The sequence below is a fragment of the Desulfarculaceae bacterium genome (assembly GCA_020444545.1).
Taxonomy (GTDB): Bacteria; Desulfobacterota; Desulfarculia; order Desulfarculales; family Desulfarculaceae; genus Desulfoferula.
On record JAHLKT010000003.1, the window covers coordinates 525644 to 546677 of the forward strand.

Genomic DNA, 21034 nt, shown 5'->3' on the forward strand with positions numbered 1-21034 from the left:
CAATATCGCTTATGTTCCCTAAGCGCCAAGGACTAGTCCTTGTCTTGGTCCAGCTTGGCGATCTCCGCCTCCACCCATTTGGCGTAGGCCTCGCCCTGCATCAGCTTGGCCAGGTCGGCGGTCAGGTCGCTGGGGCGGATCTTGCAAATCCAGCCCTCGCCGTAGCAGTCCGAGTTGATCAGCTCGGGCTCGTCCTCCAGCTCCTCGTTGCCCTCGGCCACCTCGCCGGAGACCACGGCGTAGACCCGGCCCACCCACTTGCCGCTCTCGATGGAGCCGAAGGGCTTGCCCTGGGTCACCTCGTCGTCCTCCTCGGGCACGTCCACGAAGGTGATCTCGCCGGCCAGGCGCTGAGTGAGGTCCGTGGTGCCCATCACCACGTGGTCGCCCTCCACCTTGGCCCAAAAATGGTTGGTGTCATAGTACAGATCGTCGGGAAAATTGTAGCCTGAAACCTCCATGGGCCGACTCCTCCTCTGGATCCCAATTGGGTTTATTAAACCGATTCGCTTGGAGCGTTGGCGCCGCCCCGCCTCGCCCTGCCTGCTATATCATAGCAACCGAGGCAGGCCAAACCACTACTCCTTGAAAGCCTTGATCAGCTCCTTGGGCTTCACCCGGTTGAGCTTGAGACCCACCTCGTCCGGGCTCAGGCCCAGGCCCAGGCCCAACAGCTGGGTCAGGTATACCACCGGCACCTTGAACTTGGTGTCCATGCGCTTGGCTATGGCCTTTTGCTGGCCCTCGAACATCACGTTGCAAAAAGGGCAGACCATGACCATGGCCGTGACCCCCAGGGCGTCCAGCTCGGCCAGCTTGGCCCCGGCCAGAGACCCGGCCAGCTCCTCGTCCGCGCCCAAGACCCCGCCCCCGCAGCAGTCCTTGAGCCGGGGGTGGTTCACCGCCTCGGCCCCGGTGGCCGCGATGAGCCGGGCCAGGCTTTGCGGATTCTCCGGGTCCTCCAGGCCGCCCAGGACCTCCGAGGGCTTCAGGTAGTGGCAGCCGTAGTGCGGCGCGAAGCTGAAGCCCTCCAGGCTCTTGGTCATCTTGGCTTGAATCGCCTCCACGCCCACCTCGTTCAAGAGGAAGCGCATGAGGTGGGTGGCCTTGACCCCGGGCTCGTAGCGCAGGCCCAGGGGCTCCAGTTCTTTATTGACCGCCTCGGCGGCGATGGGGTCGTGGGCCAGGTGATGCTCGGCCTCGGCCAGGGTGCCGGCGCAGGCCGAGCACAGGGCCACCAGGGGCAGGCCGTGGGCCCGCGCCTGGGCCAGGGCCCGGGCCGCGATGACCAGGGCGTGGCCTTGGTCCGAGCCCTTCAGGGGATAGCCGCAGCAGGCCAGGGCCGGGTCGTCCACCAGCTCCACCCCCAAAGCCTGGCAGACCTTGCGGGCGCTGAGCTCGTAGTTCAGGTTTCTGACCGGCACGGTGCAGCCCAGGAAAAGCAGAGCCTTCATCAGGCGCCCTCCCCCGCATCCTGCTCTTGGGGCGCGATGCCCAGGATGCTCTGGAAGTCGCTCGGGCGCTGCTCCACCGGGGGCAGGCCCAGCTCGGCGCGCTTTTCGTTCTCGAACTCGGTGATCTCCAGCAGGCGGCCCTGCTTGGCCAAGAGCTCGGCGGTGATGCGGGCCGAAGGCGGGGCGTGGCCCTCGCGGGCGGCCAGGTTCTTGATGGCGGTAAGCACGTCGGTGAAGCGCACCCCCTGGGGGCAGACCTCGCCGCAGGTGTAGCAGGAGGAGCAGAGCCAGATGAGCGGCGAGGCCAAAACCTCCTCGCGTTGGCCCAAAAGGGCGGCGCGGATGATACGCCTCGGGTCGTACTCCGGGCGGTTGGCCCCCACCGGGCAGCGGGCGGAGCAGGCCGCGCAGCCGAAGCACACCCGGATGCCCGCGCCTCCGGGCTCGGCGGCTATCTGATGCTTGAAGCCGGGATCGCAGTCGTTGAGCCGCATCACGCCTCCTGTGCCTTGGCGGCCAGCTCGGCCACCGCTTGGGCCAGCTCGCGGGTCTGGTTGCTGGCCAGGGGCAAAAAGCCCACCGCTTCGGGGTCCAGCCCCAGGGTGCCCAGCAACTCCTTGAGCGATTCCAGCTTGGCCGCGGCCTTGAGGTTGCCGCTGATGGAGCGGCAGTTGCCCGGATGGCAGCCCGCCGTAAGCACCCCCTTGGCCCCCAGCTCCAAGGCGCGGGTGAGAAGCACCTGGCTGGTGCGCCCGGCGCAGACCAGAGGGAAGATCACCAGCCCGGCGGGCCACTGATGGCCCGAGGCCGAGAGCGCCGCGGCGGCGGGCATGCCCGACTGGCCGCAGGCGAAGAGCACCATCTTGGGCGCCGGGGCCACGGCCAGGGCCGCCTCCAGGGCGGCGAGCATCTCGGGCTGGCCCCAGCCCGGCGGGGCGATGGCCTCGGCCGGGCACTCGGCCGCGCACACCCCGCAGGCCACGCAGCCGGCCGGGGAGCAGGCGATGCCGAAGCCCACGTAGTGGGGCACCCCATGGGGGCAGGCCCGCACGCAGGTGAGGCAGCGGGCGCAGAGCTGGTCGCGCACCGCGGGCATGGGCACCACCTTGCCGGTGAGGCGATGGTGCAGGTCCGTGGCCGCGGCCGCCGCCTCGGCCCGGCGGGGCGCGCCGGGGGCGGTGCCGCGCAGGGCCCCCAGGATGTAGAGCCCGGAGCGGCTGGTCTTGCCCCCGGCCAGGCGGGGGTTCTCGGGCACCAACTCGTCCCAGGGCTTGAAGTTCAGCTCGTTGTCCAGCCAGGCGGGGGGCATGGCTTCGCTCTGCTCGGCCAATACCGCCACGGCGGGTTCCAGGGTGATCTCTTCGCCCAGGAGTGGGTCGGTCCAGGCCAGCTCGGAGCCGCCGCGCACCTCCAGGCCGCCGGGGGCCACGCGCACCGAGAGCACTCCGGCCTCACGGCAGTCGCGGAAAAGCTGCTCCGCGCCGGGCCAGGCCACCCGCGCCTCGCTGTAGAACAGGCTCACCTGCACCCGGGGCCGTTGGGCCAGGGCCAGGGCGGCCTCCAGGGCCACATTGAAGCTATAGGAAGGCACCGGGGAGGCGCTGCCCGCCAGCACCGCCACGTGCAGCCAGCCGTCCTCCGGCCCCTGCCACTGCTCGGGGTTGAGGTTGGAGGCGCTCACGCAGAGCTTGGGGTCCAAGCCCTCTACCTCGCAGCAGGAGGCCAGCTTGCCCGGCGGGGCCAGGAGCACCGCGCCGAAGCTTTGGTCAGTCTCGCCCTCGGGGCCCAGCAGCCGGGCGGTCATGGCCCCGGCCGATCCGCTCAGGTCTTTCAGGCGGCAGCCGGTGAGCGGCTCCACCTGGGCCGGAAGCTGCGCGGCCAAGAGGCTGACCGCGCGGGAGTCGTCGTCCGCGCCCGGGGTGGCCGGGTCGTCGAAAGGCGTGGCCAGGGTGACCGGATGGCCCAGGGCGGCAGCTTCATAGGCCGCGCACAGGGCCGAAAGTCCCGCCCCGGCCACCAGCACCTTCTGGGCCGGTTGGGGGGCGTAGACCGGGGGCATGGTGCCTTTGGCCGCCCGCCCGGCCGCGCGGGCCACGGCGGTGGCCGCCCGGGCCAGGCGATGGGCCTCGCCGCCCCCGCCCACCTCGGCGGCCAGATCCAGCCAGGCCACCGGCAGCCCCACCAGGCGCTCGCGCAAAGGGCGCGGGGCCCGCTCCTGGGGCATGGTGACCACGGCGGCCTCCACCGGGCCGCCCGCGTCCAGCTCCACCCCGGCGGCCAGGGCCACCTGCTTGGGGTCCAGGCCTTCCAGGCCCGGGGCCTCTTGCCAGATCAAACTGACTTTAGCCACGGGCGGCCTCCAGCATGGCGCCCACCCGGTTGGCGGCCTTGGAGGCGGCCAGGGAGGCATGGACGATGGATTCGTTCAAGGAGCGGGGCCCGGCGGCCGCGCCGGCCACGAACAGGCCCCTAAGGCTCTCTTCGGCCAGGAAGCCGTCCCGGCCCTCGGCCGCGCCGAAGAGCTCGTGCAGGCTGGCCGCGCCCTGGGGCGGGCCGATGCCCACCGAGAGCGCCACCAGATCGAAGCTTTCCTTGATGGGCGAGCCCTCGGGCCCGGCGTAAGTCACCAAGGGGCCGCCCTCACCCGCGCTCACCTCGCCGGGCATGGCCCGCACGAAGCGGATGTCCTCTCTGAGGGCGGGGAGCTCGTCTTCCCAGGCCCGGCCGTAGTCCTGCACATCCATATGGAAGAAGGTCACCTCGCTCTGGGGCAGGCGGGCTCGGATCACCCGGGCCATGCGCAGGGCATAGCCGCAGCACACCCGCGAGCACCAGGGACGCCCCCCGGCCGCGTCGCGGCTGCCCACGCACTGGATGAAGGCCACCTTGGCCGGGGCCAGGGCGTCCGGCCCGATGGCCCCCTGGGCCAGCATGGCCTCCAGCTCCAGGGCGCTGTACACCCCCTCCACCCGGCCATGGGCGAAGCGGCTCTTTTTGGCCGGGTCGAAGGGCTGGCCGCCCACGGCCAGGATCACCGCCCCGGCCACCAGGGAGCGGCGCTCGGTCAGCGGCGCGCCCGTCCCGGGCACGCTCTCGCCGCCCGGCTGGGGAGCCAGCTCCACGGCCCAACGGCCGTCGTCGTATTTTGCGGATGTTACCAGGGCGGCGGTGTGGAGGGTTATCTCCGGACGCGCGGCCGCCTCGGCCAAGAGGTCACCCAGGCGGCAGGCCCCGCAACGGGCGCAGGCCTCCACCGCCTTGCAGCAGAACTCGCCGGCCCGGCCACCGGGCCGCGCCTCGCGCTCCACCACCGTGCAGGCCAGACCACGCCGCGCCAGCTCCACCGCCGCGCCGAGTCCGGCCACTCCCCCTCCCACTATCAACACCGACGTGTCAATCTCGGCTGGGTTCAATCGTTGCCCCTGGGGTATGGTTGAAATAAGGGGCGGACCGGCCCTCCTCCTCAACCCCCGGCCCAAGACGGGTCAGGGGCCCTAACTCCCGGATTTAGCGCCCCGTTTTATCGCTTGACAAGCTTATTAGGCCTGCCTATGATGCGAATTAGCTAGATTGTAGCTAACATGTAATCATTTTGTCCACCATTTTCAGCCCCTGCCGCCATTTTGTGGCCTCGCGGGGGCGCCGGGCAACCTAGTCCCCGGAGGAGCTTTCATGACACAAGGGCCACCGCCCATCGCAACCACCAAGATGATGAAGAAGCTCATGGCCGATCACTTTCTGGGCCTGGACCGGGCCGCCCGCGAGGGCAGCCCCAAGGTTGCCTGGTGCACCAGCGTCGGCCCCGCCGAACTGCTGCACGCAATGGGCTTTGACGTCTACTTCCCCGAAAACCACGGAGCCATGCTCGGGGCCACCCGCATGTCCACGGAGACCATTCCCGCGGCCAACGCGGTGGGCTACAGTCCGGACATCTGCTCCTACCTCACCGCCGACGTGGGCGCCTTCCTGAAGGGCACCACCCCGCTGACCAGGGCCTACGGCATCGAAAGCGTGCCCAAGCCCGACGTGCTGGTGTTCAACACCAACCAGTGCCGCGACGTGCAGGACTGGTTCGAGTGGTATGGCCGCCATTTCAAGGCGCCGGTCATCGGCGTGCGCACCCAGCGCGGCGTGGGCGAGGTGGAAGAGTCCATGGTGAGCGACATCGCCGCCCAGATCGAGGCGCTGGTGCCCACCCTGGAAGAGATCAGCGGCAACAAGTTCGACATCGACCGCCTGCGCGAGACCGTGGGCCTGTCCAAGCAGTGCACCGTGATGTGGCGCCAGGTGCTGGAGTACGGGGCCAAGACCCCGGCCCAGATGACCTTCTTCGACCACACCATTCACATGGCCCCGGCCGTGGTCCTGCGCGGCAAGCCCGAGGCGGTGGCCTACTACGAGGCCCTGTTGACCGAGCTCAAGGAGCGCGACCAAGCCGGCCTGAGCGCCGTGCCCGGCGAGAAGTACCGCCTCTACTGGGACGGCATGCCGGTATGGGGCCGTTTGCGCATGTTGGGCGATCTGATGACCGAGCTCAACACCGCCATCGTGGCCAGCACCTACTGCAACTCCTGGATCTTCGACGCCTTCGACGCGGCCGACCCCTTCCGCTCCATGGCCCGGGCCTATCTTGAGCTGTTCATCGTGCGCGACGAGGCCTTCAAGGAAAAGTACATCCAGCGCCACGTGGAGCTTTACGGCTGTCAGGGCATCGTGTTCCACGACGCCAAGACCTGCCCCAACAACTCCAACAACCGCTACGCCATGCCCCAGCGTTTCTCGGAAGTGCACGGTGTGCCCACCCTGGTGATCAACGGCGACTTGAACGACCTCCGCTGCTTCTCCGACGAACAGGCCAAGACCAACTTGGAGGCCTTCGTGGAGCAGATCGCGGAGGCGGCGGCCGCCTGATGGTCTTTGGCGGCTTGGACATAGGGGCCAGCGCCACCAAGGCGGTGCTGACCGACGACAAGGGAGAGCTGCTCGGTTTTTCCATCCGGCGCTCGGGAGTGGACTTCACGGCCAGCGCGGCCGCCGGGCTGGGCGACGCGCTCGGCAAGGCGGGCCTCAAGGCCGGCGATCTGAGCAAGGTGTTCGCCTGCGGTTATGGACGCTCCAACGCGACCATGGCCGCGGGCACCCGCACCGAGATCGCCTGTCACGCGGCCGGGGCCTTTCACCACTTCCCCCGGGCCATCACCGTGGTGGACATCGGCGGGCAGGACAACAAGGTAATCAAACTCAACGAACGGGGTCTTCGGACCTCGTTCAAGATGAACCGCAAGTGCGCCGCCGGCACTGGGGCCTTCTTGGAGGAGATGGCCCTGAGGCTGGACTTGCCCCTGGAGAGCTTCAATGGCTTGGCCGAGGGAGCCGAGGCCGAAGCCACCCTGGGGTCTTTTTGCACCGTATTCACCGCCACCGAGGTATTGGCCAAGATTCGGGAGGGAGTCGAGGTCGCGGCCCTGGTCAAGGGGCTGTTCCGCTCGGTGGTGAAAAGGGTGATGGAAATGGACACCCTGACCGGAGCGGTGGTGATGACCGGCGGAGTGGCGGCGCACAATCCCTACCTGGCCGAGATGCTGGGCGCGGAGCTGGGCTGCGAGGTATTGCTTCCCCCCCACCCCCAACTGATGGGGGCCTGGGGGGCGGCCATCCTGGCGGCCCGGGACGGGGAGGATACGCAATAGGGGTGGGCCCGGGCGAGAGGGGCCCGGGCCGCAAGGCAATCATAAAGGGAGAGAGGTGAGCATGAACCGCTGGCTGACCGTGGCCGACATCTTGAGGGTCAACGCCGTAAAGTATCCGGACAAGGAAGGGGCGGCAGACCTGTACCGCTCGCTGACCTTCAAAGAATGGAACGAGCGTTGCAACCGCCTGGCCAACGCCCTGGCCGGCCTGGGGCTGAAAAAGGGCGACCGGGTGGCCATGATCGCCTACAACTGCCTGGAGTGGCTGGAGCTCTACGGAGCCTGCGCCAAGGGCGGTTTTGTGGCCGTGCCCATCATGTTCCGCCTCACCCCGGTGGAATACACCTACATCCTAAACAACGCCGAAGTGAGCGCCTTCATCGTGGAGAAGCCCTTCACCGATGACGTGGCCGAGGCCAAGCCCGACTTCGAAAGCGTGCCGGCGGGCAACTACATCTGCTTCGGCGAAGGCGAAACCCCCGAGGGCTTCGTGGGCCTGGAACAGATCATGGCCGAGGCCGGCCCCGAGGAGCCCGAGACCAAGGTGATCGACGAGGACGTCTGGATCATCATGTACACCTCCGGCACCACCGGCCGCCCCAAGGGCGTGGTGCGCACCCATGAGTCCTTCGCGGGCAAGTACTGGACCAACATCGCGGCCATGGGCTACGACCATGACGACCGCGGCCTCTTGGTCATGCCCATGTGCCATATCAACAGTGTTTATTACAGCTTCGTGTTTACCTGCCTGGGGGCCACGGCCATCGTGTACAACTCGGTGAGCTTCGACCCCGAGCACATGATCAAGACCCTGTCCGAGTTCGGGGTGACCTTCACCTCCCTGGTGCCCACCCACTACATCATGATGCTGGCCCTGTCCGAGGAGGTCAAAAACAGCTACAACGTGGACTGCGTGAAGAAGCTCCTGATCTCTTCCGCTCCCGCCCGCCGCGACCTCAAGCTGGCCATCATGGACTACTTCAAGAACAGCCAGCTCTACGAGGCCTACGGCTCCACCGAGGCCGGCCTGGTGACTCTGCTGCTGCCCTCGGAGCAGTTCGACAAGCTGGGCTCCATCGGCCGCGAGATCCCAGGCACCGACCTGATCATGCTCCTGGACGAGGACAAGAACGAGGTGCCCGTGGGCGAGGTGGGCGAGCTCTACAGCCGGGGCCCCGCCCTGTTCAGCGAATACTGGAAGCTCCCCGAACAGACCAAGGAAGCCTTTGTGGGCGACTACTTCAGCGCCGGGGACATGGCCTACAAAGACGACCAGGGCTACTACTATCTGGTCGACCGCAAGAAGAACATGATCATCACCGGCGGCGAGAACGTCTACCCCAGCGAGGTGGAGGACTGCCTGGGCGGCCACAGCGCGGTCAAGGACGTGGCGGTCATCGGCGTGCCCGACGAGAAGTGGGGCGAGAGCGTCACCGCGGTGATCATCCTGCACCAGGGCTTCGAGCCCGGCGACGAGCTGGCCGCCGAGCTTCAGGCCTTCACCAAAGGCAAGATCGCCGGCTTCAAGCGCCCCAAGAGCATCTACTTCGTGGCCGAGGAAGAGATGCCCCGCACCGGCACCGGCAAGATCCTGCACCGCGTGCTCAGGGAGCGCTACGGCCACTGGTCGGACAACAAGGCATAACAGCCCGCCGCCCCACGGGCTTTGGATTGGAAAATCGCAACGACCTTATTTAAGACACGGAGCCAACGATGTTCAAAAACGTATTCATCCCCTACAAAGGGTACTGGTCCTCGCCGTTCTCGCGCTGGCAGATGTCCTTCCAGAACGAGAACCCCATCAAGCTGGCCGCCTCCACCGCCAAGAAGTTCCTTGAGCTGAGGAAGATCGACCCGGCCGAGCTGGACGGCTGCACCTTCGGCATGACCATCGGCATGCCTTCCTGGTTCTACGCCAACCCCTGGTTTTGCGCCCTGATGGGCAACGACCGCATCTCCGGCCCCACCGTGAGCCAGGCCTGCGCCACCAGCGCCACCGCCCTGTACACTGCCGCCGCCGGCGTGGAGTGCGGCGCCTACTCGGCCAACCTGGTGGCCACCACCGACCGCTGCTCCAACGGCCCCCACACCATCTGGCCCAATCCCAAGGGCCCGGGCGGCGAGGTGATCAGCGAGAACTGGATGATGGACAACTTCAACAAGGACCCCTACGGCGGCGAGGCCATGTTCATGACCGCCGAGCTGGTGGCCAAGGACAACGGCGGGGTGGCCAAGGAAGAGTCCGACGAGCTGGCCCTGAAGCGCTACCAGCAGTATGAGATGTCCATGGCCGACGACCGCGCCTTCCAGAAGGGCTACATGATCCCGGTGGACATAAAGATCTCCAAGAAGAAGACCGTAACCGTGGAGGCCGACGAGGGCATCATGCCCACCACCGCCGAGGGCCTGGCGGGCCTGAAGCCCATTCTGCCCGACGGCGCCCTGACCTTCGGCGCCCAGACCCACCCGGCCGACGGCAACGCGGGCCTCATCGTGACCACCGAGGAGAAGGCCAAGGAGCTTAGCGCGGACAAGAGCGTGACCATCCAGGTGCTCTCCTACGGCTATGGCCGGGCGGCCAAGGCGCGCATGGCCGCCGCCGTGACCCCCTCGGCCGAGATGGCCCTGAAGAACGCGGGCCTCACCGTGGCCGACCTGGCCGCCGTGAAGACCCACAACCCCTTCACCATTAACGACATCATCATGGGCCGCCTGATGAACATCCCCCCCGACATCTTCAACAACTACGGCTCGTCGCTGATTTTCGGCCACCCCCAGGGCCCCACCGGCGCGCGCTGCATCGTGGAGCTGATCGAGGAGTTGGTGCTCAAGGGCGGCGGCTACGGCCTGTTCGCCGGTTGCGCCGCGGGCGACACCGCCGCGTCCATCGTGGTCAAGGTCTCCTAAGACCGCCACGAAACAGATAGGCTAATAAAGGCCCGCGCCGGTTGATCCCGGCGCGGGCCTTCTTAGCTCAGGTGGCATAAAGCGGTAACCCTGCCCGCCCCTCCGTGGCGACATTCGCTGGTTGCCGTCTCTTCTTCTCCCTCCTTCTCTCCTTTCTCCCCCAACCACCCCACCGCCGGGGTCGCCTCCGGGCCGGCATCTCCGCGCATCACCAAGGCCTCTATTTAACGGGCCTGGCTCATCATCAACGGCCTATCTCCGCATCCCTGGCACTGCGTCGCCGCTCCAGCAGCGAGCGGCCCTCATTTACCTCAGCTGTTATGCCGGCCCAGGGTGAACCCGGCAAAAAACCCTTTTCTTTCTTTTCTCCTTCTTCCTCTTCCTTTCCTTCTCTTCCTTTTTGGACGGCGGGCGGCTTTGAGAGGAGAAGAGAAGAAGGAAAGAAAAAAGAAAGAGAGTCTTTTTTTGCCGGGGTGTGGTTGGGAAAAAAGGAAAGGGGGAGCAAGAGAAAAGCGAAAAAGAAAAGAAAGGCGTTTTTTTGTCGGGGTCACTCTGGGCCGGCATAAGGGTGGGTGCTGGAGAGGGGCGGTCGCTGGCGGGGCAGGGTCGCTGAGCTAGGGACGCGGAGAGAGGGAAGGAGAATTTGGGGGCTGTCGGGAGGCAGGCCGGGACGGGGCGCGGAGATGCCGGCCCGGATGCGACCCCGACGGGGGGTGGTTGGGGAGCAGGAAGTCGGGAATAATCCCCGCCCCAACATGGAAGAGAAAGAAGGTTGTCATTGCGAGGGACGCCGCACGCAATCTTCCCATTCAGCAACCGCTTTGGGCGGCGTCCCTCGCAATGACTGTTGTTACTGGATGGGGGCTTGCCGGGGATGGGGCGTTTCTTGCCGCGCGGCCAGAGGCAGACAGATCACTTTTCAAGACATCTATTTGGGCGGCTCGCCCTACTCCATGCCCAGGTAGGCGCGCTGCACCCGGCCGTCGGCGGCCAGCTCCTTGCCGGTGCCCGAGAGCACCACCTTGCCGGTTTCCAGCACATAGGCGCGATCGGCCACCCCCAGGGCGGCGGCGGCGTTCTGCTCCACCAGCAGTACCGTGACTCCCTGGGCGTGGATGCGCCGGATCACCGCGAAGACCTCGGCCACCATGAGGGGGGCCAGGCCCAGGGAGGGCTCGTCGAGCATCATCAGGGCGGGGCTGCCCATGAGCCCCCGGCCCAGGGCCAGCATCTGGCGCTCGCCGCCGCTCAGGGTGCCCGCGGGCTGCGCCGCCCGCTCGGCCAGGCGGGGGAAGGTCTCCATGACCCGCTCCAGTTCCGCGTTGAACGCCGCGTCCCGGGGCCGGGAGTAGCCCCCCAGGATCAGGTTCTCCTTCACGCTGAGGTTCACAAAGATGCGGCGGCCCTCGGGCACCAGGATGAGCCCCTGCCGGGCCAGGCGGTGGGCCTTGGTCCCGGCCACCTCGCGGCCCTGGTACACGATAGAGCCGCCCGTGGGCTTGACCAGCCCGCAGATGGCCCCCAGCAGGGTGGACTTGCCCGCCCCGTTGGCTCCCACCAGGGTCACGATCTCGCCGCGCTGGACCTCCAGGTCCACCCCGCGCAGGGCGGTGATGCCGCCGTAGCGCACGTCGAGGCCCGCGACCTGGAGCATGGTCTGGCTCATGCCGCCGCCCCCTCGGGCTCGGCCGCGCCCAGATAGGCCTGGATCACCGCCGGGTTCTGTTGCACCTCGGCGGGCGCGCCCCGGGCGATGACCCGGCCGTGGTCCAAGACGGTGAGATGCTCGCACAGGCGCATGACAAAGCGCATGTCGTGCTCGATGAGGAGCACGGTGATGCCCAGCTCGTCGCGCAGGCGGCGCACCAGGGCGGCCAGCCCGGCGGTCTCCTGGGGGTTCATGCCCGCGGCGGGCTCGTCTAGCAAGAGCAGCTTGGGGCCCGTGGCCAGGGCGCGGGCGATCTCCAGCAGGCGCTGCTGGCCATAGGCCAGGCTGCCGGCAGGCTCGTCGCGCAAGGGCCCCAGGCCGGTGAGCTCCAGGATCTCGGCGGCGCGCCGGTTCATGCGCCGCTCCTCGGCCACGTAGCCGGGCAGGCGCAGGATGGCCGAGAGGAAGTTGCTCTTGAGGCCGCCGTGGAAGCCCACCAACACGTTGTCCAAAACACTCAGCTCGCCGAAGAGGCGGATGTTCTGGAAGGTGCGGGCCATGCCTCGCTGGTTGATGCGGCTGGGCCGAAGCCCCAGGATGGAGCGCCCGTCAAAAGAGAGCGCGCCCGCGTTGGGCTTGATGCGCCCGGTGAAGAGGTTGAAGCAGGTGGTCTTGCCCGCGCCGTTGGGGCCGATGAGCCCGGCCAGCTGCCCGGCGGGCACGCTGAGGTCCACCCCATCCACGGCGGTGAGCCCGCCGAAGCGCACCGTGAGGCCGGTGGCCTTAAACAGCGCCTGGCTCACGCCCGGCCTCCCCGCCCCAGGCCCAGCGAGGCCAGGAGCCAGCGCCAGGAGAAGTCGTGGCGACCCAGTATGCCCCGGCGCAGGAAGATCATCACCGCCACCAGGATCAGGCTGAAGAAGACCATGCGCATGCCCGGGATGCCCGGTATCTCCAGGCCCAGGAGGTTCATGGGCTCCTCCACCACCCGGAGCCACTCCCCGCCGTAGGTGAAGAGAAACGCAGCCAGCACCGCCCCGGTGGTGGAGCCCAGGCCGCCCACCACGATGATGATCAGCAAGTTGAAGGTGAGGAAGAAGGTGAAGAGGCTGGGGCTGATGGTAGTGATGAGATGGGCCAGCAGGCCGCCGGCCACGCCCTCGAAAAAGGCGCTCAGGGTGAAGGCCAGCATCTTGTGCCAAAAGGCGTTGATGCCCATGGCCTCGGCGGCGGTCTCGTCCTCGCGGATGGCCATGAGCGCCCGGCCGTAGGAAGAATGCACCAGGCGCACGATGAAGAACAGGCACACCGCCAGCAGGCCCCAGGACCACCACAGGTTGGTGATGTGGGGGATGCCCTTTAGCCCCAGCGGGCCGTTGGTCACGCTCTGGGCGTTGTTGGCCACCACCCGGATCACCTCGCCGAAGCCCAGGGTCACGATGGCCAGGTAGTCGCCCCGCACCCGGAACACCGGGAAGCCCATGAGAAAGGCCATGAGTGCGGTGAGGAGCCCGGCGATGACCAGCGCGGGCAACAGCGGAATGGAAAAGGCGCTCAGGGGCCAGATCAGGGGCTCCAGGATGAAGGAGGCCTCTTTTTCGGCGGGCGAGAGGGTGAGCAGGGCGGTGACATAGGCCCCGCAGGCCACAAAGGCGTTGGGCTCCAGGGAGAACTGGCCGGTGACCCCGTTGATCAGGTTGTAGCTCACCGCCAGGGTGGCGAAGAGCGCGCCCACGCAGGTCATGTGCACCACGTAGCCCGAAGCGTTCTGCTCCAAGAGCCACAGCCCCAAAGCGGTGAGCAGGGCCGCCCCGATGGTGAGCAGGGTGTCGCGCCGCCGGGACTGGGAGGCCGGGGGCAGCGCGCCGGGAGAAAGCAGGCCGCCCGGTTTGAACAGGGCGGTCAGCTTCATTCAGGTAGCTCCTCGCCCATGATGCCGGTGGGCCGGAAGATCAGGATGCCGATGAGCAGCACGAAGGCCAGGGCGTCGCGGTAGCCGGCCAGCTCGGGCAAGAGCGCCACCAGCATGATCTCGGCCATACCCAACAGAAGCCCGCCGATCATGGCCCCGGTGACGTTGCCGATGCCGCCCAGCACGGCGGCCACGAAGGCCTTGAGCCCGGGCAATACACCCATGAGCGGGTTGATCTGGGGATACTTCATGGCCCAGAACACGCCGCCCGCCGCGGCCAGGGCGCTGCCCAGGGCGAAGGTGGCCGCGATGATGCGGTTGGGGTCGATGCCCATGAGCTGCACCGTCACCAGGTCGCGGCTGAGCGCCCGCATGGCCATGCCCACCCGGGTGCGGCGGATGAACAGCAAGAGCCCGGCCAGGATGATTGCCGTGAGGATGGGCACCCAGATGGACAAGGAGAGCACCCGCACCTCGCCCCACTGGTAGATGTGGTTGAACATCTCCGGCCGGGCAAAGGCCTTGGGGCGGCCGCCGAAGACCACCAGGCCCAGGTTTTCCAAGAAGAAGCTCACCCCGATGGCGGTGATGAGCGCGCTGATGCGGGGCGCGCGTCTTAAAGGGCGGTAGGCCCCCTGGTCTATGAGCACGCCCAGGGCGGCGGTGAGGGCCATGGCGCCCATGAGCGCCACCCACCAGGGCAGGCCGAACTGCACCGCCCCGAACCAGGCGAAGTAGCAGCCCACCATCAAGACATCGCCGTGGGCGAAGTTGATCAAGCGCAGGATGCCGTAGACCATGGTGTAGCCGATGGCGATGAGCGCGTACAGGCTGCCCAGGGTCAGGCCGTTGATCATCTGTTGGGTTAGTTGGGCAGCATCCATGATGAGGCGTTATACAGGGTGGGATGAAAGGTTAAAGTCGTGCCGAGCGCTCCAGCCAGGCCTGGCCGATGGGCTTGGCGAGGCGCCCAAATCCGTCGGCGAGAGGCTTTGTTGCCAGCGATTTGGCGACGCAGGCGTACACGTTAGTACGTCGAGGAGACAAATCGCGCAACACGCCTCGCAGCCAGGATTCGGGCGGCTCGGCCCCTTCACGGCTTCACCGTGGTTACGTACTTGAACTTGCCCTTGTCGATGGTGAGGATCACCGCCGGTTTCACCGCGTTGTGCTCCACCAGGTCCATCACCCCGCAGACCCCGGGGAAGCCCTTGGTGGCCTCCAGGGCGGCGGTCACCTTGGCTGCGTCGGTGGAGCCCGCCTTGGCCAGGGCGTCCAACACCACGTTGTAAACGTCGTAGCCCAAAGCGCCCAGGGCGTCGGGGGCCTTCTTGTGCTTTGCGCGGTAGGCGGCGACGTACTCCTTGCCCGCCGGGGTGCTCACGCCTTGCTCGTCGAAGTGGGTGGTGAGGTAGAAACCCTCCAGCGCCTTGCCCCCGGAGCTTATCACCTGCTCGGCCTGGGCCGCGTCTCCGCCCAGGAAGGGCTGGTCCAGGCCCATCTCCCGGGCCTGGCGCACGATCAGGGGCAGCTCGGGCAGATAGCCGGGGAGGTAGATGAGATCCGCCGAGCGCTTCTTGATCATGCCCAGCTGGGCCCCGAACTCCTGGTCGCCGTTGCTGTACATGGTGCGGGCCACCACCTTGCCGCCCAGCTTCTTGAAGGCCTTAACAAAGGCGCTGGCCAACCCGACGGAGTAGTCGCGGGAGATGTCGATGAGCAGGGCGGCCCGGCGGGCCCGGAGGGTATCGAAGGCAAAGCGGGCGGCCACCGAGCCCTGGAAGGGGTCGACGAAGCAGGTGCGGAACACGCACTTCTTTTTCTGGGTGACCAGGGGGTTGGTGGCCCAGCCCGAGACCAGGGGCACCTTCGCGTCCTCGGCCACCGGCGCGGCGGCCAGGGTGGGCGTGGAGCTGAGCGCCCCGATGATGAGCGCCACCTTGTCGCGCTGGATTAGACGGTTGGCCGCGTTGGAGCTTTCCGTCTTGTCCGAGCGGTTGTCCACCAGGATCAGCTTGACCGGCCGCCCCAGCACCTGGGGCCGCTTGGCCTGGGCCATCTGGACGCCCTTGTAGGCCATGTCGCCATAGGCCGCGGCCGGACCGGTCATGGGCAGGATCAGGCCGATCTTTACCGGCTCCGCCGCCGGCGCCACCGAAGGCGCCAGCAGCAGGGTCAGGATCAATGCCGCTACAAACCAGATGCGCATACGCCCCCCGGGCTTACGGGTTGACGGTCGCAACGTAGGCGAACTTGCCGTCCTTCACCTGGAGGATCACCGCCGGCTTGATGGCGTTGTGGTCCTTCAGGGTGAGCACCCCGGTGACGCCCTGGAAGTCCTTGGTCTGGGCCAGGGCGGCCGACACCTTGGCCGCCTCGGTGCTCCCCGCCCTCTCCATGGCATCCAACAGGGCGTTGTAGGAGTCGTAGCTGAGCGCGCTAACCGAGTCGGGCGATTCGTTGTAGGCCTTGCGGTAGGCGGCCACGAAGCGCTTGCCGCTGGCGGTGGTCACGCCCTGCTCGTCGAAATGGGTGGTGAAATAGAGGCCCTCCACCGCGGGCCCGCCGATCTTGATCAGCTCGTCGGCCTGGGCCGCGTCGCCGCTGAGCAGGGGCTGCTTGAGCCCCAGCTCGCGGGCCTGGCGGGCGATGAGCGCGTCCTCGGTGAAATAGCCGGGCACGTAGATGATGTCCGGCTTGGCCGCCTGGATGGCCCCCAGCTGGGCGCTGAAATCCTGGTCGCCGGTGTTGTACATGGTCTTCATGACCACCTTGCCGCCCAGCTTGGTGAACTCGCGCTGGAAGAAGCTGGCGATGCCCACGCAGTAGTCCTGGCTGATGTCGATCATCACCGCCGCGGTCTTGGCCTTGAGGTTCTCGCGGGCGAACTTGGCGGCCACCGCGCCCTGGAAGGGATCGATGAAGCAGATGCGGAAGACGTAGTTCTTCTTCTGGGTCACCATGGGGTTGGTGGCCCAGGGGCTGAGCATGGGCACCTTGGCCTGTTCGGCCACGGGCGCAGCGGCCAGGGAGTTGGAGGAGGTCAGGCAACCGATGAGGGCGCAGACCCCGTCCTTCTGGATGACCCGGTTGGCCGCGTTGGAGGCCTCCACCTTGTCGGACTTGTTGTCCGCGATCATCAGCTTGACCGGGCGGCCCAGGACGGTGGGCCTGGCCTCCTGGGCCAGCTTGAGGCCCTTGATGCCGTTCTGGCCGTAGACCGCGGCCGGGCCGGTCATGGGGAACACCACGCCCAGCTTCACCGGCTCGGCGGCCAGGGCCGCGCCCGCGCCCAGCGCCAGCATCGCCAGGCCCAACATAACCAGCAATTTTTTCATGGTCGCTCTCCGCTGCTTAGGAGCAGGCTAGTTTTTTTCGCAAATCCGGGGCCGCCGGAGGGCGCGGCCTCAGGGATTCAGGGTGGTCACGTAGGCGAACTTGCCGCCCGCCACCTTCAGTATGGTCACGCTTTTCACCGCATCGCCGTCCGGGCCGATGTTGATGGTGCCGCTGACCCCGGGGAAGCCCTTGGTGTCGGCCAGGGCGGCGCGCACCTTGGGGCCCTCGGTGCTGCCTGCCCGCTCGATGGCGTCGATGAGGGCCAGGTAGCTGTCCGCGCCCAGGGCGTGAAAGGCGGTCATGGCCTCGCCCACCTTGCCCTCTTTGCGGGCCTGGGCGTAGAGCTTGAAAAACTTGGCCGCCGTGGGGTTGGCGGCGCTCACCGGGTTGAACAGGGCGGTGAACATGAGGCCTTCCACCGCCTCGCCCCCGATCTTGATCAGCTCGGGTGCGTGAGCCCCGTCGCCGCAGAGGATGGGCATCTTTACGCCCAGCTCCTTGGCCTGGCGGGCCACCAGGGCGTCCTCGGTGTAGTAGTTGGGCAAATACAAGAGGTCCGCCCCGGAGCGGGATATTGTGCCCAGCTGGGCGCTGAAGTCCTGGTCCCCGGTGGAGCACTTGGTCACCGCCACCACCCGGCCGCCCAGCTTCTTGAAGGCTTTCATGAAAAAGCCGCCCAGGCCCACGCAGTAGTCCTGGGCCACGTCGATGATCAGCGCGGCCTTCCTGGCCCCCAAGACCTGGTAGGCGAACTCGGCGGCCTTGGCCCCCTGGAAGGGGTCGATGAAGCAGACCCGGAAGGAGTATTGCTTGCCCTGGGTGACCAGGGGGTTGGTGGCGCTGGGGCTGATCATGCAGGTCTGGGCGTCTTCGGCCAGGGGGGCCACGGCCAGGGCGCGGCCGCTGGTGGCCGGGCCCAGGATGCCCACCGCGCCCTCTTTCTTGATCAAGCGGCTTGCCGCGTTGGCCGCCTCCACGTTGTCGCTCTTGTTGTCGGCCAGGACCAGCTTGACCGGGCGTCCCAAGACGGTGGGGCGCATGGAGTGGGCCAGCTTAACGCCGTCCCAGGCCATCTGGCCGTAGGCGGCCACCGCCCCGGTCATGGGCAGCACCGCGCCGATCACCACGGGCTTTGTCTCGGCGGCCAGGGACGCGGGCGCGCCCCAGCCCAGGCACGAGAGCAGGGCGAGGGCCAGGGCCCCCAGACCACGCAGGGCAGAGCGTATGGTCATGGTTCGCACTCCTTGTCGCACACAGCTATACGCGCCGGCCCAAGGAGGCCGAAAAGCGAACCGCGATCGAAACAGGCAATAAAGGGCGAGGAAGCAAGCGGAACCGGGGGTCCCGCGGCCAAGGGCCTAGGCCTCCGGGGAGGAGGCTTGCTCTTTGGCGTCCTTGTGCTTGCCCAGCCAGGAGATAAACAGGGCCAGGACGATGGAACCACCCACGATTACGTAGAATTGCCAGTTCACGCAAAGTCCTCCCGCAGGGTTGAGCCGGCCAATGGCCCACCATAGCACCAGTGGCCCGCTGGGGCAAGGCCGCTAAGCGAAACGGGCCACCACCGGGGTGTGGTCGCTGGGCTTCTCGCGGCCCCGGGGCTCGCTGTCCACCAGGCAGTCCTCGCAGGCCTCGGCCAGGGGCGTGGTGGCCAGCACCAGGTCGATGCGCCAGCCCAGGTCGCGCTTGAAGGACTGGGGCAGGCGGTAGTCCCAGAAGGTGAACTGCTTGTCGTCCGGGTGGTGTTGGCGGAAGAGGTCGGCAAGGCCCCAGTCCTTGATCGCCTCCAGGGCCTGGCGCTCCTCGGGGGTGCAGCTCACCTTGCCGGCCATGCGCTTGGGGTCGTACACGTCCAGATCGGTGGGGGCCACGTTCATGTCGCCGGTGACGATGAGCGGTTCGCCGGCTTTGAAATGCTCGCCCAGCCACTCGCGCACCCGGGCCAGGAACTTGAGCTTGTAGGCAAAGGCCTCGTGGCCCACCTCGCGGCCCTGGGGCACGTAGAGGTTGACCACCCAGGCCTGGGGCAGCTTGACCGCCAGCACCCGGGCCTGCTCGTCGCCATCGCCCAGGCCGGTGAGCACTTCGGCGGGTTCGTCTTTAGAGAGGATGGCCACGCCGTTGAAGGACTTCTGGCCGTGGAAGGCGGCATGGTAGCCCAGGGCCTCGAAATCCCCGGCCGGGAAGCTGTCGTCGGGCACTTTGGTCTCTTGCAGACAGGCCACCTCGGGCGCCCGGTCTTGCAGCCAGTCCAGGAGCAGGGGCAGACGGGCCCGCACCCCGTTGACGTTGAAGGTGGCCAGGCTCCAGCTCATGCAAATGCCTCCCGCGAGATGGTTAGGCCAGTAGAATAACACGGCAAGCTTGCCTTGCCAGGCGGGGCGCTCCGGGATAGACTTTCGTGGTATCCGGCCGCATGGCCCCAAGGAGAATTTAGTTATGCCGATCTATGAGTTCCGCTGCGAAGCCTGTGAAAAGACCTTCGAGCACCTGGCCATGACCTCCGGCGAGGTGGTGGAGATAAAGTGCCCCTCCTGCGGCAGCGACCAGCTGGCCCGGGTGATGAGCACCTGCGCCTCGGTGGTCAACGGCTCCAAGAACGCCCCCTCCCCCAGCTCCCCCTCCGTGGAGAACCGCTCCTGCCCCAACTCGGGCAACTGCGGCACCCTCACCCTGCCCGGCGTGGACTAGGCAGCCCGGCAAAGGCAGCCTGTAAGCCCATGGACCGGCATCCGGTGGAAGAGCTCATCGCCCGGGCGGACGCGGCTATCAACCGGGAAGACTTCGACGCCCTCATGGAGATCTACGCCGAGGACGCGGTGCTGGTTATCCAGCCGGGCATGAACGCACGGGGCAAGGCCCAGATAAAACAAGCCTTCCAAGCCATTGCCCAACACTTCGGCCACAGCCTGGAGGTGCGGCAGGCGGGCCTGGAGGTGCTGGCCAGCGGAGACACCGCCTTGGCGTTGGCCAAGACCCTGGTCTCGGCCCAGGGCCACCCCACCGTGGAACGCAAGGCCACCTATGTTTTCCGCCAGGACCCGGCCGGTGGCTGGCTCTGCGTCATAGACAACTCCTACGGCCACGACCTGCTGGAGCCCGCTCCCCAGGTGTCCTGAGCCGGACGCGCCACGACCCCGCCCGGCCAGCCACCATAGCCATGAGCGGCATCGCTGGCGAACAGAGATTGCCGCGTCGCGGCCCAGAGGCCGCTCCTCGCAATGACAAGGTCTTTGGTTTAGTAATAGTGTAGGTTGGGTAGAGCGAAGCGAAACCCAACAAATCAATTAGAGGTGCTGTTGGGTTTGAGGGCGAGAGCCCCTCTAGCCAACCTACCCGACAGCCATGGCCGCTTGCCTGGCTGCCGCGCCCTCCCCTGCTTCCCTTTTTCCCTGCCTCTTCTAAAAAAGCCCTCAACCATCGCCCCGCCCTAGGGGATGGGCAGGATCACGAAGATCAGCGGCGCCCACACCGCGTGGGAGATGAGCAGGGGCCAGACCCGGCCCAGCTTCCAGTACAAAAGCCCCCAGAAGGCCCCGGCCACGGCGGCCGCGCCCACGAACATGAAGTTGCCCGAGGCCAGGTGGGCCCCGGCGTAGAGCGCCCAGGCGGCGGCCCAGCCCAGGCCCGGCCCCAGGCGGCGCATGAACCCGTCTTGCAAATAGCGCCGCCAGAACAGCTCCTCGCAGGGGCCGGTGAAAAAGAGCAGGGCCAGGCCCGCCAAGCCGGGGGGCGCGCCCCCGCCCTGGCCGTAGATGCCCGCCACCTGCTGGGCGGCAAAGGGGAAGATGGCGGCGGCCACCAGGTTGCCCAGCCAAAAGAGCAGCCACAGCGCCAGGGCCGAGCCCAGGCCCCAGGCCAGATCCGAGGGGCGCGGGCGGAACTCGCCCCAGGACGGGGGGCGCAGGAGGAGCGAGAGCGCGGCCAGGACCACGTAGGCGGCGGCGAGCTTGAGCCAGAAGCCGCTCCCGGCCCAGCCCAGGCCCAGGCCCAAGAGCACCACGGCCAGGGCGGCCGCCCCGGCGAGGGCCGCCCAGGACGGGGGGGCGGGGCTGGCCTTGAGGGTGCGCGGCATGGGCGGCTC

At 67.4% G+C, this 21034-nt stretch carries 20 protein-coding genes; 6 read left to right on the forward strand and 14 right to left on the reverse strand.

The genetic code is table 11. From position 1 onward, the window contains the following. Positions 1-32: 32 nt before the first annotated feature. The 5 genes from gcvH to KQH53_10915 all read right to left on the reverse strand — a co-directional run bounded on the left by gcvH (position 33) and on the right by KQH53_10915 (position 4819). Positions 33-461: a glycine cleavage system protein GcvH gene (gene gcvH, locus KQH53_10895; protein ID MCB2227172.1), complete on the reverse strand. Its 429-nt coding sequence runs from the start codon at positions 459-461 to the stop codon at positions 33-35. Between the two features lie 117 nt (positions 462-578). Then, positions 579-1454 (reverse strand): CoB--CoM heterodisulfide reductase iron-sulfur subunit B family protein, encoded by an 876-nt coding sequence (locus KQH53_10900; GenBank protein MCB2227173.1) that lies wholly within the window; start codon positions 1452-1454, stop codon positions 579-581. After that, positions 1454-1948 (reverse strand): 4Fe-4S dicluster domain-containing protein, encoded by a 495-nt coding sequence (locus KQH53_10905; GenBank protein MCB2227174.1) that lies wholly within the window; start codon positions 1946-1948, stop codon positions 1454-1456. Before KQH53_10905 ends, KQH53_10900 begins: the two co-directional genes overlap by 1 nt. Beyond that, positions 1948-3804, reverse strand: coding sequence for a hydrogenase iron-sulfur subunit (locus KQH53_10910; protein ID MCB2227175.1), 1857 nt, complete (start codon positions 3802-3804; stop codon positions 1948-1950). Before KQH53_10910 ends, KQH53_10905 begins: the two co-directional genes overlap by 1 nt. Then, positions 3797-4819, reverse strand: a complete 1023-nt coding sequence (locus KQH53_10915; GenBank protein ID MCB2227176.1) for an FAD-dependent oxidoreductase — start codon at positions 4817-4819, stop codon at positions 3797-3799. The genes KQH53_10910 and KQH53_10915 overlap by 8 nt, the downstream gene beginning before the upstream one ends. Before the next feature lie 307 nt (positions 4820-5126). Between KQH53_10915 and KQH53_10920 the strand changes: the two genes are divergently transcribed. From KQH53_10920 to KQH53_10935, 4 genes are all read left to right on the forward strand, one after another. Continuing rightward, positions 5127-6365 (forward strand): 2-hydroxyacyl-CoA dehydratase family protein, encoded by a 1239-nt coding sequence (locus KQH53_10920; GenBank protein MCB2227177.1) that lies wholly within the window; start codon positions 5127-5129, stop codon positions 6363-6365. After that, the gene (locus KQH53_10925; protein MCB2227178.1) at positions 6365-7144 is read left to right on the forward strand and encodes a hypothetical protein; all 780 of its coding nucleotides are present in this window, start codon (positions 6365-6367) and stop codon (positions 7142-7144) included. The genes KQH53_10920 and KQH53_10925 overlap by 1 nt, the downstream gene beginning before the upstream one ends. Positions 7145-7205: 61 nt before the next feature. Further along, the gene (locus KQH53_10930; protein ID MCB2227179.1) at positions 7206-8789 is read left to right on the forward strand and encodes an AMP-binding protein; all 1584 of its coding nucleotides are present in this window, start codon (positions 7206-7208) and stop codon (positions 8787-8789) included. A gap of 68 nt (positions 8790-8857) precedes the next feature. Next, positions 8858-10051, forward strand: a complete 1194-nt coding sequence (locus KQH53_10935) for a thiolase family protein (protein MCB2227180.1) — start codon at positions 8858-8860, stop codon at positions 10049-10051. Positions 10052-10997: 946 nt separating this feature from the next. Here the strand turns inward: KQH53_10935 and KQH53_10940 are convergent. The 8 genes from KQH53_10940 to xth form a co-directional block, all read right to left on the reverse strand. Then, the gene (locus tag KQH53_10940; GenBank protein ID MCB2227181.1) at positions 10998-11705 is read right to left on the reverse strand and encodes an ABC transporter ATP-binding protein; all 708 of its coding nucleotides are present in this window, start codon (positions 11703-11705) and stop codon (positions 10998-11000) included. An 8-nt stretch (positions 11706-11713) separates the two neighbouring features. Then, a complete protein-coding gene (locus KQH53_10945; GenBank protein MCB2227182.1) occupies positions 11714-12502 on the reverse strand; it encodes an ABC transporter ATP-binding protein in 789 nt (262 codons plus the stop codon). Continuing rightward, entirely contained in the window at positions 12499-13611 is a 1113-nt protein-coding gene (locus KQH53_10950; GenBank protein MCB2227183.1) for a branched-chain amino acid ABC transporter permease, read from the reverse strand. Before KQH53_10950 ends, KQH53_10945 begins: the two co-directional genes overlap by 4 nt. Continuing rightward, on the reverse strand, positions 13608-14495 hold the full coding sequence (locus KQH53_10955) for a branched-chain amino acid ABC transporter permease (GenBank protein ID MCB2227184.1): 888 nt from the start codon (positions 14493-14495) through the stop codon (positions 13608-13610). Before KQH53_10955 ends, KQH53_10950 begins: the two co-directional genes overlap by 4 nt. A gap of 209 nt (positions 14496-14704) precedes the next feature. Beyond that, positions 14705-15820, reverse strand: coding sequence for an ABC transporter substrate-binding protein (locus KQH53_10960; protein MCB2227185.1), 1116 nt, complete (start codon positions 15818-15820; stop codon positions 14705-14707). 13 nt (positions 15821-15833) lie between these two features. After that, complete coding sequence (locus KQH53_10965; protein MCB2227186.1) at positions 15834-16949, reverse strand: ABC transporter substrate-binding protein; 1116 nt, start codon at positions 16947-16949, stop codon at positions 15834-15836. A 69-nt stretch (positions 16950-17018) separates the two neighbouring features. Next, positions 17019-18182 carry an ABC transporter substrate-binding protein gene (locus KQH53_10970; protein ID MCB2227187.1) on the reverse strand — a complete coding sequence of 388 codons (1164 nt, stop codon included), beginning with the start codon at positions 18180-18182 and terminating at the stop codon, positions 17019-17021. Between the two features lie 312 nt (positions 18183-18494). Continuing rightward, a complete protein-coding gene (gene xth, locus KQH53_10975; protein ID MCB2227188.1) occupies positions 18495-19265 on the reverse strand; it encodes an exodeoxyribonuclease III in 771 nt (256 codons plus the stop codon). Between the two features lie 124 nt (positions 19266-19389). On the opposite strand from xth, the gene KQH53_10980 reads away from it, so the two are divergent. Beyond that, positions 19390-19641, forward strand: coding sequence for a zinc ribbon domain-containing protein (locus tag KQH53_10980; protein MCB2227189.1), 252 nt, complete (start codon positions 19390-19392; stop codon positions 19639-19641). Positions 19642-19670: 29 nt separating this feature from the next. Beyond that, positions 19671-20069 (forward strand): SgcJ/EcaC family oxidoreductase, encoded by a 399-nt coding sequence (locus KQH53_10985; protein MCB2227190.1) that lies wholly within the window; start codon positions 19671-19673, stop codon positions 20067-20069. 311 nt (positions 20070-20380) lie between these two features. Here the strand turns inward: KQH53_10985 and KQH53_10990 are convergent, their stop codons facing one another. Continuing rightward, positions 20381-21025 carry a CPBP family intramembrane metalloprotease gene (locus tag KQH53_10990; GenBank protein ID MCB2227191.1) on the reverse strand — a complete coding sequence of 215 codons (645 nt, stop codon included), beginning with the start codon at positions 21023-21025 and terminating at the stop codon, positions 20381-20383. Positions 21026-21034: the final 9 nt, after the last annotated feature.